At 63.6% G+C, this 15075-nt stretch carries 13 protein-coding genes and 2 pseudogenes; 4 read left to right on the forward strand and 11 right to left on the reverse strand.

Annotated elements, in window-relative coordinates; translation table 11 throughout:
• Window positions 1–33: 33 nt before the first annotated feature.
• The 5 genes and pseudogenes from asnB to SMA01S_RS15060 form a co-directional block, all read right to left on the reverse strand.
• Window positions 34–1851: an asparagine synthase (glutamine-hydrolyzing) gene (gene asnB / locus SMA01S_RS15040; protein WP_084250336.1), complete on the reverse strand. Its 1818-nt coding sequence runs from the start codon at window positions 1849–1851 to the stop codon at window positions 34–36.
• Between the two features lie 9 nt (window positions 1852–1860).
• Window positions 1861–3402, reverse strand: a complete 1542-nt coding sequence (locus SMA01S_RS24610) for a hypothetical protein (RefSeq protein ID WP_157093966.1) — start codon at window positions 3400–3402, stop codon at window positions 1861–1863.
• On the reverse strand, window positions 3390–3776 hold the full coding sequence (locus tag SMA01S_RS15050) for a hypothetical protein (protein WP_157093967.1): 387 nt from the start codon (window positions 3774–3776) through the stop codon (window positions 3390–3392). Before SMA01S_RS15050 ends, SMA01S_RS24610 begins: the two co-directional genes overlap by 13 nt.
• A gap of 206 nt (window positions 3777–3982) precedes the next feature.
• Window positions 3983–4523: pseudogene (locus SMA01S_RS15055) on the reverse strand (transposase family protein); the annotation flags it as partial.
• A gap of 57 nt (window positions 4524–4580) precedes the next feature.
• The gene (locus SMA01S_RS15060; RefSeq protein WP_084250337.1) at window positions 4581–5711 is read right to left on the reverse strand and encodes a CgeB family protein; all 1131 of its coding nucleotides are present in this window, start codon (window positions 5709–5711) and stop codon (window positions 4581–4583) included.
• 256 nt (window positions 5712–5967) lie between these two features.
• On the opposite strand from SMA01S_RS15060, the gene SMA01S_RS15065 reads away from it, so the two are divergent.
• The 3 genes from SMA01S_RS15065 to galU are packed head-to-tail and all read left to right on the forward strand — an operon-like array spanning window position 5968 to window position 8801.
• Complete coding sequence (locus tag SMA01S_RS15065; protein WP_245649291.1) at window positions 5968–6735, forward strand: metallophosphoesterase; 768 nt, start codon at window positions 5968–5970, stop codon at window positions 6733–6735.
• The gene (locus SMA01S_RS15070; protein ID WP_066823999.1) at window positions 6732–7937 is read left to right on the forward strand and encodes a nucleotidyltransferase domain-containing protein; all 1206 of its coding nucleotides are present in this window, start codon (window positions 6732–6734) and stop codon (window positions 7935–7937) included. The genes SMA01S_RS15065 and SMA01S_RS15070 overlap by 4 nt, the downstream gene beginning before the upstream one ends.
• A complete protein-coding gene (gene galU, locus SMA01S_RS15075; RefSeq protein ID WP_066824000.1) occupies window positions 7938–8801 on the forward strand; it encodes a UTP--glucose-1-phosphate uridylyltransferase GalU in 864 nt (287 codons plus the stop codon).
• Here the strand turns inward: galU and SMA01S_RS15080 are convergent.
• From SMA01S_RS15080 to dut, 3 genes are read right to left on the reverse strand one after another with little or no spacing between them, the layout of a single operon-like run.
• Window positions 8798–9565: a HesA/MoeB/ThiF family protein gene (locus SMA01S_RS15080; protein WP_245649292.1), complete on the reverse strand. Its 768-nt coding sequence runs from the start codon at window positions 9563–9565 to the stop codon at window positions 8798–8800. The two genes, galU and SMA01S_RS15080, sit on opposite strands and share 4 nt — an antisense overlap.
• Entirely contained in the window at window positions 9562–9963 is a 402-nt protein-coding gene (locus SMA01S_RS15085) for a hypothetical protein (RefSeq protein WP_066824005.1), read from the reverse strand. Before SMA01S_RS15085 ends, SMA01S_RS15080 begins: the two co-directional genes overlap by 4 nt.
• Before the next feature lie 7 nt (window positions 9964–9970).
• Window positions 9971–10417, reverse strand: coding sequence for a dUTP diphosphatase (gene dut / locus SMA01S_RS15090; protein ID WP_066824009.1), 447 nt, complete (start codon window positions 10415–10417; stop codon window positions 9971–9973).
• 137 nt (window positions 10418–10554) lie between these two features.
• Here dut and SMA01S_RS15095 point away from each other — a divergent pair, with 137 nt between their 5' ends.
• Window positions 10555–11031 (forward strand): GNAT family N-acetyltransferase, encoded by a 477-nt coding sequence (locus tag SMA01S_RS15095; RefSeq protein ID WP_066824011.1) that lies wholly within the window; start codon window positions 10555–10557, stop codon window positions 11029–11031.
• Here the strand turns inward: SMA01S_RS15095 and SMA01S_RS24935 are convergent.
• The 3 genes and pseudogenes from SMA01S_RS24935 to ubiB all read right to left on the reverse strand — a co-directional run bounded on the left by SMA01S_RS24935 (window position 11028) and on the right by ubiB (window position 15003).
• Window positions 11028–12365 (reverse strand): annotated as a pseudogene (locus SMA01S_RS24935) (bifunctional phosphopantothenoylcysteine decarboxylase/phosphopantothenate synthase). The gene SMA01S_RS15095 and the pseudogene SMA01S_RS24935 overlap by 4 nt on opposite strands.
• A complete protein-coding gene (locus SMA01S_RS15105; RefSeq protein WP_066824013.1) occupies window positions 12362–13468 on the reverse strand; it encodes a hypothetical protein in 1107 nt (368 codons plus the stop codon). Before SMA01S_RS15105 ends, SMA01S_RS24935 begins: the two are co-directional and overlap by 4 nt.
• Window positions 13465–15003: a 2-polyprenylphenol 6-hydroxylase gene (gene ubiB / locus SMA01S_RS15110; RefSeq protein ID WP_066824015.1), complete on the reverse strand. Its 1539-nt coding sequence runs from the start codon at window positions 15001–15003 to the stop codon at window positions 13465–13467. The genes SMA01S_RS15105 and ubiB overlap by 4 nt, the downstream gene beginning before the upstream one ends.
• Window positions 15004–15075 lie beyond the last annotated feature (72 nt).

A 15075-nucleotide genomic window follows, 5' to 3' on the forward strand; every position in this document is an offset into this window, starting at 1 on the left:
TGCCTAGCTGTTCGCGGCCACGAGCGCCACCGTTCAGGCGGGCGGCAGCGAGTCGACCGACTGCGCGTAGCGCGTTTCGACCACATGGGCCCAGCGGCGCGAGGTGCGGCGGTCCTCGTGATGTTCGACATCGCCGCGCAGCCAGTCGCCCACCGGGATGCCGAAGCCGGTCTTGGGGCGGGCGACGACCTCGGCCGGGACCGGAATGGCGGGCGCGTTGGCGAGCAGAACCTTGCCTTCGCCCGGCTTGAGCGACGCAATGCGCGGGGCGATTGCCTCGAGCAGTGCAAAATCGACCAGCGGCACGCGGATTTCGATCGAATGCGCCATGCTCGCCCAATCGGTGTCGCGCAGCAATTGGTTGCGCATGTAATTGCACGTTTCGAGCGCGCTGACCCGGCCATTGTCCGAGCCCGGATCGGGCCGCAGGCTGTCGGCCAACAGCCCGAGCAGGTCGAGTTCGGCCAGGCCCTCGCGCGCCATGGGCGGATCCATCACGCCGTCGAGTTCGAAGGGAAGCAGTACCGCGCGGCGCAACAGATAGGCACCGGCCCAGGTCCCCGCATGGTCGAGCACGCCCAGCGCCTTTGGGTTGCGACGAGCGAGCCGCGGCGCGAAGGCGCGGATCAGCATCCTGGCGGCCTTTGCCGCTCCGGGCACCTTTGTCAGTGGGCCTGCGCGGTGAAACATTCGAGGGACCGATCGGAACGTCGAATAACCCGCCAGCAACTCGTCGCCACCCAGGCCCGACAAGGCTACTTTCAGTCCCATTTCGCGGCAGGCCTTGCTAACGAACCAGGTGTTGATGCCGTCGACGCTCGGCTGGTCCATCGCATCGAAGATCGCACCCAGGTCCTCGGCGAACTCGGCGGCGGCGACGGATCGGACGTGGTGGTCGACGCCGTAACGTCGCGCCATATCGATCGCGCCGGGCATTTCGTCGTCGGCAGTGCCGGCGAACTCGCGATAGGTAAGTGTGCAGGCGCGAATGCGTTGCTGGCCGCAATCGCGCATCAGCCCGATCAGCGCGCCTGAATCGACCCCACCGGACAGAAAGGCGCCGACTTCCACATCGGCGACGAGATGATGGCGCACGCTGTCGCGCAGCGCCGCGCGGATATCGCTATCGCTGACGACCCGCCCGCGCGCGTCGGCCAGCGTCGCCGCAACATTGGTGTAGCGCGCAGGCGTACCCGGTCCGTCCTCCGTGCAGATCAGCCAATGTCCGGCAGGCAGTGCGCGGATCGCGTGATAGGCGCTGAACGGTTCGGGCACCGACCCGGTCAGGTGGAAACCCGCCAGGCCCGCCGGGGAAGGGTCGCGAGAGATAGCGGGATCGACCAGCAGCGCCTTGACTTGCGACGCGAACCGCAACGTTCCACCGCTATCGGCGTAATAAAGCGGCTTAATGCCGAGTGGGTCACGGGCCAGGAACATCGTCCGGGCATGGGCATCCCAGATCGCCAGCGCGAACATCCCGCGCAGCTTCCTCAGCATGCCCGCACCGTACCGGGCGTAAAGATGCAGCACGACCTCGGTGTCGGAGTCACCGGCAAAGGCTGTGCCCTGCTCGATCAACTCGGCGCGGAGAGCGCGGTAATTATAGATCTCGCCATTATAGGCGATCATGTATCGGCCGTCGGGCGTCGGCATCGGTTGCGAGCCGGTTTCGCTGAGATCGATGATCGACAGACGACGATGGCCGAAGCCGATGCGGCCATCGGGCGCGATCCAAAGGCCGACGCCGTCGGGCCCGCGGGGCGCCATCCGGTCGCGCATCGCGATGAGCGTGGCACGGCCGATAGGCGCGCCGTGTGCGGCATGGGCAAAGAAGCCGGCCAAGCCGCACATGGTTCTGGCTTAACGCTGCGCGGACGTTCGACGCATCACGCTGGCCAGCGCCTGCGGAAGGAATCGATTCATCAATTCCAAGGCGATGTGCGCCAGGATGGCAAGCGGGAGGGGCCCCAGGATATCGGACACGAAGGCACCATCGACCCGCACTGCCATTCTCATCCCAAGCAAAACGACGAAGAACAGATGCCAGGCCCTGCGCCGGATGACCTCATATGAATAAATTGACCAAAAACCAAAGACAAAAGCAATAAATACTGCCACACTAACTGCCGCGAACCAGCCGCCATTCCAATAAGCTTCCGCTGCGAGGCCTGCGCTGGCTGAAGAATTGTAGTTACCGTTAGCTGCATATGTCAATTCCCGCGCAACATCAGTGATGATCGGTTTTTCTGGATAAATGATTCGTGGGATCCATACAATCGACCAATATCTATAAGAGTTCCCTGGCAGACCATGGTCATACTGATTCATGACAAATGTTCCGGCATTGACAAAACTAAGTCGCGCCCAGCCCATTTCTACTCCAGTATAGGAATCGTCTTCCTTTTCCCCTCTGAAATAGGAGGCGTACAGACCAGGTATGTCTTTAGCTGGTGGGGAACCACTATAATACTTTCCACCTAAATCTCTCACATATGCAACTGCTGGCGAGAGTAGCATGAAGATTACTACTATGACGCCTCCAAACATTATGATTCGTGACAATTTTGGCTTGTGATAGATGAATCCTATGGAAATCATAACAAGTGGCATGAGCATGCTCGCCTTACTCGTGGCGAGAAACCCAATTCCGCTTTCACCAAAGGATAATAATATTGGCACAATGAGAGCAGCCCATTTTCTGTTTTCAAGCCCCCAATAGACAACCATAAAATATCCGAACCACGATAACATGGCAAGTGTTGATATGGTACTGAAGTATGTCAGGTTTATGATGCCAATGGTTTGAGGAAGTATAATTAGGTAGTTAACTGCCGCTCCAACCAAGAGACAAATTGATCCGAATGCAATCAAACTGAAGTTTGATTTTGAAATTCCGCCATCAAATCGTATCCACGTTGCCTTTCTTTCGATAATAAAAAATATTATCTTAACCGTGGTTAGAAAACATAGATTGAATAACGTAATCAAGAAATTCAGCTTGATAGTTTCGTAGCCATAGAAGCTGTAAAAGCTCTTAATGAGATCCAGGGTCTCGCCATTCGTCCAAATTGGCACCATTGACCCAATGCCGAAATAACTCAGCATGGTGACGCGATACCAAGTTAACGGCGTCCATAATGAAGAGATGTTACGTCTAATTTGCCGTAAAGCAGCCCAAGCCAAGACGACCGAAAGAACGGTCAGGCCGATCGTGTTGATCCAATCTTCGGAAAACGGAAGCCCGTACATGCCCGCCGCAAACCATAAAGCGAGGAGTCCAGAGAGGAGGACTTCGCGATATGTCGGTTCCAAATCGGCTATCACCGACGGCAGTGGTCGCGACGCCTGCGCGTCGGTTGCCCAATACGGGCTAGGCAGCGCACTCATGTTCACGCCGCCCATCGCGGCGCTGGTGATCGCGCCATGCTCGCTATGGGTTCGCGGGCAGAGCAGTCGATCGGGGCAGCGACCAGCCCCGCTGCTTCGAGCGTATCTAGGAAGCGCTGCGGATCGCCGCCGAAATTGTGAAACTCGAGCGGCGCGTGCTCGTTTAGATTTAGCGGGCGGCTCGCAGCGTCCATCATGCAGAATCCAGTTCCTTCGATATTGCCGAGCAAATGGACGCGACCGACGTGGCCTAATTGAAACTCAACGTCGTCGATCATCGGCGCGATTGGCATATGTGCGTTCGCCTTCGAAATCACGACGTTTTTCACCCGGGAGAGTTCGGAAAAAAATTGACACAACTGCGCGATTCTGACGTCGGTTGGTCTCATGGTCACCGAAATAGGTGATAGTCATGCCGCGCGATGGCGTGGTGGTCAATCGCAAGGTGGGGTTGCCGGAAGCGCCCTGGCGAAAGAATTGCCGGTATTCGCATGAAGATGGACGAAGGCGCCAAAAAGGGCGCGCACAGAAAGCCTCCGGCTAAGCTGTAGACCATGAGCTCGCGTCGTCCACTGAAGGCGTGCCAACGCTGTCTCTGCCGGCCGCAGGAACTCGGCTGCGATCATTTTCGTGGCCCGCTCGTGCAGCTCGACATAGGTGAATTTGCTTGTCCGATCGATGGCCACGAAGAGAGCTTGCCTTCAGCGGTCTGAACCTCGGCGATGTCGATTTGGAAATAGCCGATCGGATAGATCTTGAACTTCCGCTTCGGTTCCCTGTCGCCAGTGACCTCGGGCAGGCGGCTGATGCCATGGCGTTGCAGGCAGCGTTCAGCGATGATCGCGTCAGGTTCGGGATCGTGGCCTGCAGCGCGGAGAGGCAATCGTCGAGCGGCAGCAACGTATGCCGACGGACGGCGACGATGATCGCTTCTTCCTCGATCGTCACGATGGTCGACTTCGCGTCCTTTGGGCCGGTCGGAAGATCGCCGACTGCGGTACGGACTTCCACTTGGCGACCGTCTCGGGGTTGATGCTGTAGCGCTTGGCCAGCGCCCTCAGGCTCTCTTGACTATGTTGTATCGCTCGACGGACCGCCTCTGTCGCTGTGGCGCTCCCGTGAAGAACCTGTTCCATAGCGCATCCTTCCACTGCCGACTGAATAATGCACCATCAAATGCTGGGACTAAACACTTAGTGTCGAGGTGCGCAGACGCGGCGTTCTTCACCACTCGGCGTCTCCCGCCGCACTCTACCAGCGGAGCCAATCAATCCTCGGTCGAGTAGTACCGCCGCGATTTCCCCAGCTCTGGTTTCCAGTGAATAAGCTGGCACACATCGTGCGTGACCCGCTTCCGCTATGCACGCGCGTTCAACCTCGTTCGCGAGGTAATAGCCAATTCGTTCGATTAACTGCTCTTCGCCCGTGAAGACATCGATCTCTTGACCGGGTTCGTACAGCGCGCGTACTTCGTCATTGTCGACGTGGAGCATGAATCCGCCGGCTGCGGGAATCTCGAAAGTTCTCGTGGAAGTCAGATCTTGCCATCTATCTCGTCCGACTTCGCCATGATGGACCGCTAGATTGATCCGAGTTTCCTCGATCGCGCGCGCGAAATAATCGCCGGCCAGCGGTGCGCCGAGGACGAACGGCGCGAGGGGCGTTCCTCGGGCTAGCTTGGTCCAGCCATTGCCGACTACGACGAAACGCCGATCGGGAAAGGCGCGCGCAACCGGGGCCAGATGCGCTGCCTTGTGCGGCGAGGCGTTGCCGATGAAGCCGATATCCCAGCGATAGGGAATGGCGCCCGGCGCGTGGCGGCGCGAATGTGCGCTGGGACAATAGCCGTGATGGACGAAGGCATGCCGTGCCGGCCCGACCAGTTTGTCGAGATAAGGTGCGTGATAGCTCTTGGTAGTGACGATGAGATCGGTCGCGGCAAGCACGGCCTCGTCCACGCCGACATGCTCGAACATCACATCGGGATAGAAGACGATCACGCGCGTACCATTCGCGCGCAGGCGAGCTACCGTCGAGTGTGCAATGTTGGTGCCTTTGATAGTCAGCATGAGCTCGACCTTGTTGAGCTCCGCGACGCGCAAGATCTCAGCATTATATTCGGCGATCGAGTTGTGCCACAGCAGGCGTGCCGCTGCGCGCGTCAGGATACTACGACCGCGCACGACGAAATTGAGCAAGTCGACCTCGGCGACGTCCCAACCAAGCGCGCGGAACCCGCCGACCAGCCCGCGTGCTGTCGAGCCGTAAAGGAACTCGCTGGCGATGACCATCCTTATCGGACGGGCCGGATGGAGTGGGGTCATTCGGGAGCCTGCCGCGGCTCGCAATCACACATCTTTGAATCGCCTTGCCGCACTGCCGCTCCTTTGCGAATTCGACGGTTAACTCGGTCGCACCGCTATAGGGGGATAAGCGCGCGGTAAACAGCCGACATGGCTGCTCGGCGACGCTCGCTGGGCAATGCTTGCTTGATCGCAGACGAGCGCGGTGCCTATCTGCAGGGATGGACATCCGGGTTATCTGTTTTGCCGGGCGCTACGCGTCATGATCGCCCGGCGGTTGAAGAATCTGTTCGGCGGCGGCGGCGCTGGAGGCGAGGCGGCTCCGTCCAACGGCGCGCATGTTCCACCGGGCGAGCGGCTCTATGCGATCGGCGACGTTCACGGCCGGCTCGATTTGTTGACGCACTTGCTCGATGCGATCGAGCGCGACGATGCGGCCCGCGCTCCCGCGGAGACGCGGATCATCCTGCTCGGCGACCTGGTCGACCGCGGACCGCAATCGAAGCAAGTGATCGACCAATTGTTGACGCGCGATTGGGGACCGCGGCGGCCGGTGTTTCTGAAGGGCAATCACGAGGAAGTGTTCCTGCTGACGCTCGGGGGCAATCTGGAGGCGGCGCGGTTCTGGACGCGGATCGGCGGTGCCGAGACGATGGCGAGCTACGGCGTTGACCAGGCGCTCATCGAATCGGGCGACACGCTGTCACTGTGCGAGGACTTCGCCAGGCGCGTGCCTGATGCGCACGCTATGTTCCTCAACCGCATGACAGATACTCTGGTGGTCGGCGGCTATTGCTTCGTCCATGCCGGCCTCCGTCCGGGTGTGCCGCTCGATCGCCAGAAGTCCGAGGATCTGCGCTGGATCCGCGACCGCTTTCTCGACTTCGAGGGTAGCCATGGGACGATCGTCGTCCATGGCCATTCGATCAGCCCGGCGGTCGAGGAAAGGCATAACCGCATCGGCATCGATACCGGCGCCTATGCCAGTGGGACGCTGACCGCGATCGGGATCGAGGCGGGGCATCGCTGGTTCCTCGCGACGTGAGCGGCGGCGGTGCCTCCGTCGAATTCCTGCTGCTCGCGGCGTGCTGCCGCTGGCCGACAGACGCGACCGCTATCCGCGCGGCTGACCAGACCGCGATCGACTGGCGCCGTTTCGTGAAGCTGGCGCGGCGCCACCGTGTGCAGGGGTTCGCGCGGATCGGACTGGAGGCGGCGGCGATCGCCGTTCCGCCCGGGCTTGTCGCGGCGCACCGCCGCCAGATCGCGCGCAACCTGTTGCTGCTCGACGAGGCCGCGCGGATCGCCACGATGCTGGCGGATGCCGATATTCCCACAGCGTTCCTCAAAGGCGCGACGCTCGCCGAACTGGCCTATGGCGATCAAGCGGTGAAGCAGACGCTCGACAACGATTTGCTGGTCGACCCCGGCCACGTCGCGGCGACGATCGAACTGCTCGAATCTTCCGGCTATCGCATTACCGATCCGGCCGTGCCGCTCGATCGCAAGCGGCTGTCGGTGCTGATCGACATGGTCAAGGAATGCACCTTGGTGCGGCCAGGCAACAAGGCGATGCTCGACCTCCATTGGCGCACGGCCTCGGTCAAAGGACTGCTTGCTGAGCCCGATCTGACGCGTGACCTGCGGATCGTGACGGTCGGCAACCATCGGTTGCCAACGCTCGGCGACGAGGCGATGATGGTCTATCTCGCGGTCCACGGCGCGCGGCACGGCTGGTCGCGGCTCAAATGGCTGGCCGATTTCAACGCATTGCTGGCGGCAAGGGATGAAGCGGCGGTGGCAGCATTGCGCGCCCGGGCGAAGCGCGACGGCGTGATGCGGGCAATGGACCTTGCCCTATTGCAGGCGAACCGCTTGTTCGGGACGTCCGTGCCCGACGATGTCGGCCGATCGCGTCGCGTCCGCTGGCTCGCCGCTTTATCCGACGCGCTGATGCGTGGCCCCGACGAACTAGCCGAACAGCACATGGTGCCGCGGCGCTACATGGCGGCAGGGCATGTATCGGCGTTATTGCTCAAATCGAGCCCCGCTTATCTCGTGAACGCTGCCTGGAGCAGCTGGGTGTCGACAGCGGACGCCTTGGCGCTACCGCTGCCGCCTGCCGCGCGATCACTCTATCTATTGACCAGTCCGGCCGCCCGGATTGCCCGCGCCACGCGCCGGATCGTCGATCGGGGCTTTTCGCGAACGGCGCGGAGCCCTATGCGCGCCCGCCAGGAGAATTGAATGTCGATCAAGCCGCTGCGCAAGGCCGTGTTCCCCGTCGGGGGGCTCGGTACTCGATTCCTGCCCGCGACCAAGGCGCTCCCCAAGGAGATGCTGCCGATCGTCGATCGCCCGTTGATCCAATATGCGGTCGACGAAGCGCTCGAGGCGGGGATCGAACAGATGATCTTCGTCACCGGCCGCGGCAAGTCGGCGATCGAGGATCATTTCGATATCGCTTACGAGCTCGAATCGACGATGGCTCAACGCGGCAAGTCGATGGAGTTGCTCTACCAGACGCGCCTGAAACCGGGCGCGGTCGCCTATGTGCGCCAGCAGGAGCCGATGGGGCTGGGGCACGCGGTGTGGTGCGCGCGCGACATCGTCGGCGACGAACCGTTCGCGATCTTCCTGGCCGACGAGTTGATGGTCGGCCGGCCTGGCTGCATGAAGCAGATGGTCGACGCTTATAATCGCGTCGGCGGCAATCTGGTTTGCGGATACGAGGTCCCACCGGAAGAGACCGATCGCTACGGCATCATCTCACCGGGGCGGCAAGACGGCGATCTGGTCGAAGTGACCGCATTGGTGGAAAAGCCCAAGCTCGGCACCGCGCCGTCGAACCTGATGATCCCGGGGCGCTACATTCTGCAGCCCGAAGTGATGCGGGTGCTGGAGACGCAAGGAAAGGGCGCGGGCGGCGAAATCCAGCTGACCGATGCGATGGCGCAGATGATCGGCGGCCAGCCTTTCCATGCCTATAAGTTCGGCGGGCGCCGCTTCGATTGCGGCGACAAGGCCGGCTATATCCAGGCCAACATCGCGCTGGCGCTCGATCGTCCGGAAATTGGTCCGGCGGTACGGAAGTTCATCGATACGCTTTAGGCTACGCAGCCCCGGCAACCCGGGTCTTTTGGCAAGCGGATCGTGCGGAAGCGCAGCGACAAGCCGTCGGCAAGCAGCAAGGTGCCGGCGGTGTCCTCGCCGAATGGCACGATCGCGCGGATGACCTCGAGCGCGGCTAGGCTGCCCATCACGCCGGCCATCGCACCAAGCACCCCGACATCGGCGCAGCTGACGCCCTCGCGGTCGGGGTCGTGCCCGACGAAGCAGCGATAACAGGGCTTGTCGCTTTCCCAGCCGCGATAGACGCCGAGCTGGCCCTCGAACTGGCTGACCGCGGCCGAGACGAGCGGGATCTGCAGCGCCAATGCGGCATCGGCGACCGCCAGGCGTGTCGCGAAATTGTCGGTGCCGTCGAGCACGACATCGGCATCGGCCAGGATTTCGCGGACATTGCCCGGGTCGATCCGCACGCGGCGGCGATCGATCGTTACATCGGAATCGAGCCGGGCGAGCGCGGCGGCCGAAGCATCAGTCTTGGCAGCGCCGATATCGGACGTGCCGAACAATGTCTGGCGCTGGAGATTGGAGAGATCGACCGCATCGTCATCGACGATCGTGATCCGCCCGATCCCGGCCCCGACAAGATATTGTAGCGCCGGCGATCCGATTCCGCCGGCGCCGACCACCACGACATGGGCGCGGCGCAAGGCCAGCTGCCCGCTCCCGCCGATTTCCTTCAACACGATATGCCGGGCGAATCGCGAAAGGTCGGTATCGGAAAGGGTCGTCGTCGAGGGGCTCACGGCCCCCATGTAAGGGTCACGCCGACATGGTACCAGCTGTCGGTCGCAGGCGGCGGGCCGGCGATGTTGCCGCGCGTTGCCTTCTGGACGACGCCCGCGGCGAATTGCTCGACGGTCGGGCAGTTGATCGCCTTGGGCACGATCTTCACCGCCTCGCCATTGGCCGACGAGACGAGCACCACCATGTCGACCTTGACGCTGGTCTTGCCGTCGACCGGAGCCGGCGCGGCACACCGGCCCGCTGCAATCTCGTCGTGGACGAACTTGGTCATGATCGCCGCATAATCGGGAGTCGTCGTCAGCCGGAGGTCGGGCAGTTTCGACCAGTCGCTGGGGACAGCCGTCGGGACGGCCGTAGCAACAGCCGCCTGGAAGAGCAGGAAGAGTCCGAACATCATTCGCCGATTATCGACCAGTGGAGCCGAAACCGCCACTACCTCGATCAGTCTCGTCGAGATCGGCCACTTCGTCCAGCGTCGCGCGTTGAACCGGGGCCGGAACGAGTTGGGCAATCCGGTCGCCGTGCGCGATATCGAATGGCTGATCGCCCAGATTGGCAAGGATCACTTTCACTTCGCCGCGATAGTCATGGTCGATCGTGCCGGGGGTGTTGAGGCAGGTGACCCCGTGCTTGAGCGCGAGGCCCGACCGCGGGCGGACTTGAACCTCGTAGCCTTCGGGAATGGCGATCGCGAAGCCGGTCGCGACCGCGTGGCGGGCGCCGGGCGCGAGCGTCAATGATTCGGCCGCGACCACGTCCATCCCGGCGGCGCCGGCGGTGGCATAAGCGGGAAGGGGCAGATCGCCGCCATGGGGCAAGCGCTTGACGGCGATACGAATGGGAGCGGTCATCTGGTCTTGGGCACCTTTGCGACAGCGGCCTCGATCCGGCACGGCCGAATCAAGATCATGGTCGCGTTGTAGGAGCCTCGACCGCGATGGGGGAAGGGGAGTTGCAAGCACCGCCCGGGTCACGCCACAAAGAGCCCATGACCGACCGCTTCGAGATAGACATTGCCGTCACCGCGGAGGAATTGCGGGCCGTTTCGGACTTGTTTCGAGGCTATGCCGCCTCGCTGCCGGTTGACCTCGGCTATCAGGATTTCGCTACCGAGCTGGCGGGTTTGCCGGGCAAATATGCCGAGCCGAAGGGCGCGTTGCTGCTCGCGCGCGACAATACCGGCACGCCGCTCGGCTGCATCGCGCTGCGTCCGCTCGATGAGGATGTTTGCGAGATGAAGCGGCTATTCCTGAAACCGGAGGCGCGCGGCTTGGGGCTGGGCCGTGCGCTGGCCGAGGCGATCATCGTGGCGGCGCGCGATCGCGGGTATCGCGAGCTCAGGCTCGACACCTTGCCGTCGATGACGAGCGCAATCGCGCTGTATGAAGGCCTCGGCTTCGAGCGTATCGATTCCTATTACGCGCCGACCCCAGATGGGACGGTGTTCATGGCGCTGAAGCTCTAACCCAGCGCCGCCGCGATCCGATCCGCGAGCCGCGTGGCGACGTCGCCTTTGGGCAGTCTTTCCCAGCTTTCGACACCGTCGGCCGAGACGATGTGGACGGTGTTGGCATCGCCGCCCATCACGTCACCCGACACGTCGTTAGCGACGATCCAGTCGGCGCCTTTCCTGGCCAGCTTGGCGCGGGCGTGCTCGATCACATGCTCGGTTTCCGCGGCGAAGCCGATGACCAGGCGAGGGCGGCGCGGGTTGCGGGCAAGCGTCGCGAGGATGTCGGGATTTTCGACGAGGTGGAGGGTAGGCGGACCGTTCGCGCCTTTCTTGATCTTCTGCGTCGACGGGTCGACCCGCCAATCCGCCACCGCGGCAACCATCACCGCGGCATCGGCCGGGAGGGCGGCGTTGACCGCGGCATTCATCTCGAGCGCGGTTTCGACATCGACGCGGTCGACATCCGGCGGCGTAGGCAAGGTTACCGGGCCGGCGACCAGGGTTACCCGCGCGCCGAGCGCCGCCAGCGCGCCGGCGATCGCGAACCCCTGCTTCCCTGACGATCGATTGGCGATGTAGCGCACCGGGTCGATCGGCTCGTGCGTCGGGCCGGCGGTGACGACGATGTGGCGGCCGGTCAGCGTCGACATGCCCTCACCCTTCCGGCGCTTCGCGCCTCCTTCCCGCATCAGGTAAACAGCGCCCCGCGCTGTTTAGGTCATGCCGGGGGCATGACCGACCTGATGCGCCCGCATGCGGGAGAGGGAAGGGGCCCGCCGCCGAAGGCGGTGGGAAGGGTGAGGGTCTGTTCACGCGCCCAGTTTCTGCTGAATCGCGGCCAATATCGCCGGCGGTTCGGGCAGACGGCCGGGACCGAATTCGCCGCAGGCCATCGGGCCTTCGTCGGGCTCCATCACGGTGACGCCGTCGCTACGCAAGGTGGCCACGTTGCGCACGGTCGCCGGATGCTGCCACATCCGCACATTCATCGCTGGTGCCGCGAGCACGGGCTTGTCGGTCGCGAGCAGCAAGGTGGTGGCGAGGTCGTCGGCGATGCCGGCCGCCATCTTGGCCATCAGGTCCGCCGTCGCGGGGGCGACGACGATCAGATCGGCCTCGCGGCTGAGCTGAATATGGCCCATCTCGGTCTCGTCCTTGAGGTCCCACAGGGTGGTATAGACCTGTTCCTCGGACAGAGCGGCGAGCGTCATCGGGGTGACGAAATGCTGGCCGCCCGCGGTCAGGACGCATTTGACGCCGATCCCCGCCTTTTTCGCCAGCCGGATCAATTCGGACGCTTTATACGCAGCGATGCCACCACCGACGATCAACAGGATGCGCTTCATGGGGTGAGCCTCGTGACGGTGATCTTGCGGCGCTTGGGGAAGGCGGCGACGATCAGGTCCTTCAACCCGTCAGGCGCGAAGGCCAGGCCGATCAGGATCGCGGGCGCCACCATCAGTCCCCAATAGAAGGTGTCGACGCGCCCGAACAGGCCGATCAGCGCGGCATAAGCGGTGAAGGTCGCCAAAGCGCGGATCCCGGTAAGGTCGCGCCATGCCGCCCAGCCGAACAAGGCGAACCCCATCAGTAATGCCGCCAGCCACATCGGTGCGAGGCGTAGCGCGGTCGACAAGGTCAGCGCCTCGACGAAGAAACCGAAACCGAGCATGCCGGCCCAGCCGGGCGAGGCGGGATCGACCGGCGTCACGACTTGCGCGACAGCATAAGCATGCGCGGCGACCGCGACAGCGAGCAGCCCCAGCCCGCCGGCCCATCCCAGCGCTTCACGCCGATCGCCTTCGAGCCAGGCGAGGACGACCATGATTCCGACATAGAGCGCGCTGGTTTCGCGGATCAGCAGCGCGATCGCGCCGATGCCGGCGGCGGCGACCCAATGGCCAGGACGGCGCACCGCCAGGCTGAGCGCGATCAGCAGCCCGGCCCAGACTTCGTGGAATGCGGCGAGGTCGGCCTGGATGAACGCGCCCATCCCGCCCGCCAGCAGCACCATCGCGATGAACAATGGCGGCGGGCGCGCGAAGGCGGGGCGCAGGCGGTTGAACCAGGCGACCATGACGCCCGCGGCGAGCGCCCAGAGCAGGCCGATCACCGCCCAATGCGGCATCAGCGCCTGGACCATCGCGAGCGTCGGCAGGCGGAAGGTGATGAACGGGCGCAACGGATAATCGCCGCGCCGTAACTCTTGCGCTGCGACATCGTAATAATTGCCGCCATGGCGCACGCCGTCGACAATCGCTTCGTAGAGGACGATGTCGGCCTGGTCGTCGCCGCGCTTGGCCGAATCGCCGCTAACCGGCGCCGGGCTGGGCACGGTAAGCGCGGTCAGCGTCGCGAGCAGCAGCAGGACGAGCCCGGCAAGCGCGAGCCGTGCCTTGCCCTTCGACAGGCCGGCGAAGCGCGAAGGTTCGGCCAGCCAGAGCGTCATCCGTGGAGGAACCACCACGTCGCCGCGACCGAGATTGCGGCGCTCAGCACCGCGACCGCAACATAGCGCCAGCCGCCGCCGAGCCGCACGACCTCGATCTCGCGCAACGGCGGGGCGGGAGGGGCGCCGCCGGGCGAGGGGAAGCGCGCCTCGATATTTCGGATCAGCTCGGGCAGCCGCATCAGCGTGCGCAGATCGGTGATCAGCCGGTCGCCGATCGCTGCCTCGGGGCCCAATTCGGTCCGGATCCACTCGCGGATGAACGGCGCGGCGGTGTCCCACATATTGATCTCGGGATCGAGGCTGGTGGCAACGCCCTCGACCATCACCATCGTCTTCTGCAGCAGCAGCAGATGCGGCTGGGTCTGCATGTCGAAATCACGCGTGATGCGGAACAGTCCATCGAGCATCATGCCGACCGACATGTCCTTGACCGGCAGTCCGCGCATCGGCTCGCCGACCGCGCGCAAGGCGGTGGCGAACTCGGCGACGTTGTGATGCGGGGGCACGTATCCCGCTTCGAAATGGATTTCCGCGACGCGCTGATAATTGCCGGTGATCAGCCCGTAGAGGATTTCCGCCAGCCAGACCCGCGCCCGCCGATCGATCCGTCCCATGATGCCGAAATCGATCGCGGCGATATGCCCTTGGGGAGTCGCGAACAGATTCCCCTGATGCATGTCGGCGTGGAAAAACCCCTCCGAGATCGCCTGGCGCAGAAAGGCGTTGACCAGAATGCCGGCGAGCTTGCTCGGATCGTGCCCGGCGGCGATCAGCGCCTCGCGGTTGGTCAGCTTGATCCCGTCGATCCATTCGAGCGTCAGCACGGTGCCCGTGGTGCGCTGCCAGTCGATCGCCGGGACCTGATAATCGGGCTCGGCGCGCATCGACTCGGCGAGTTCGGACGCCGACGCCGCCTCACGCCGCAAGTCGAGTTCGCGCAAGGTCCAGCGCTTGAACGTCTCGATGACGAGGCGCGGGCGCAACCGGGCGAGTTCGCCGCCAAGGCCCTCGGCCTGCGCGGCGGCCCATTGATAGGTGTCGATCGCGCGTGCGAACTCTTCTTCGACGCCGGGACGAAGCACCTTGACCGCGACGTGGCGCCCATCTGGCGTGACCGCGCGATGGACCTGCGCGATCGAGGCGGCGCCGACCGGAGTCTCGTCGATCGAGGCGAACACCTCATCGACCGGACGGCCCAGCCCACGTTCGATCGCGGCCTTGATCGTGGCATAGGGAAGCGGCGGCAGCGCGTCCTGCAGGCGCATCAGGTCGTGCGCGGCTTCCTCGCCGACCAGATCGGGACGAGTCGCCAGCGTCTGGCCGAGCTTGATCGCGGCGGGGCCGATCGCCTGGAACGCGTCGGCATAGCGCGGCACCGCAGGCACCCGCGCGCCGAACCGCGCGACACGGACCAGCCGGCGGACGCTGGCGGGCGTGTTGGGGTCGCGCTCGATCCCCTTGAGCGCCCCGTGGCGCGCGAGGATGCGGCCCCATTTGAGCAGGCGCCAGAGATGGATGGCTGGAGCGGTCATTATTTAGGCCCCTCTCCTTCAGGGGAGGGGTTTGGGGTGGGGCGGTGCCCCGGGCGATTTGCTTGTGGGTAA

This window comes from Sphingomonas mali NBRC 15500 (genome assembly GCF_001598415.1).
GTDB classification, from domain to species: Bacteria; Pseudomonadota; Alphaproteobacteria; order Sphingomonadales; family Sphingomonadaceae; genus Sphingomonas; species Sphingomonas mali.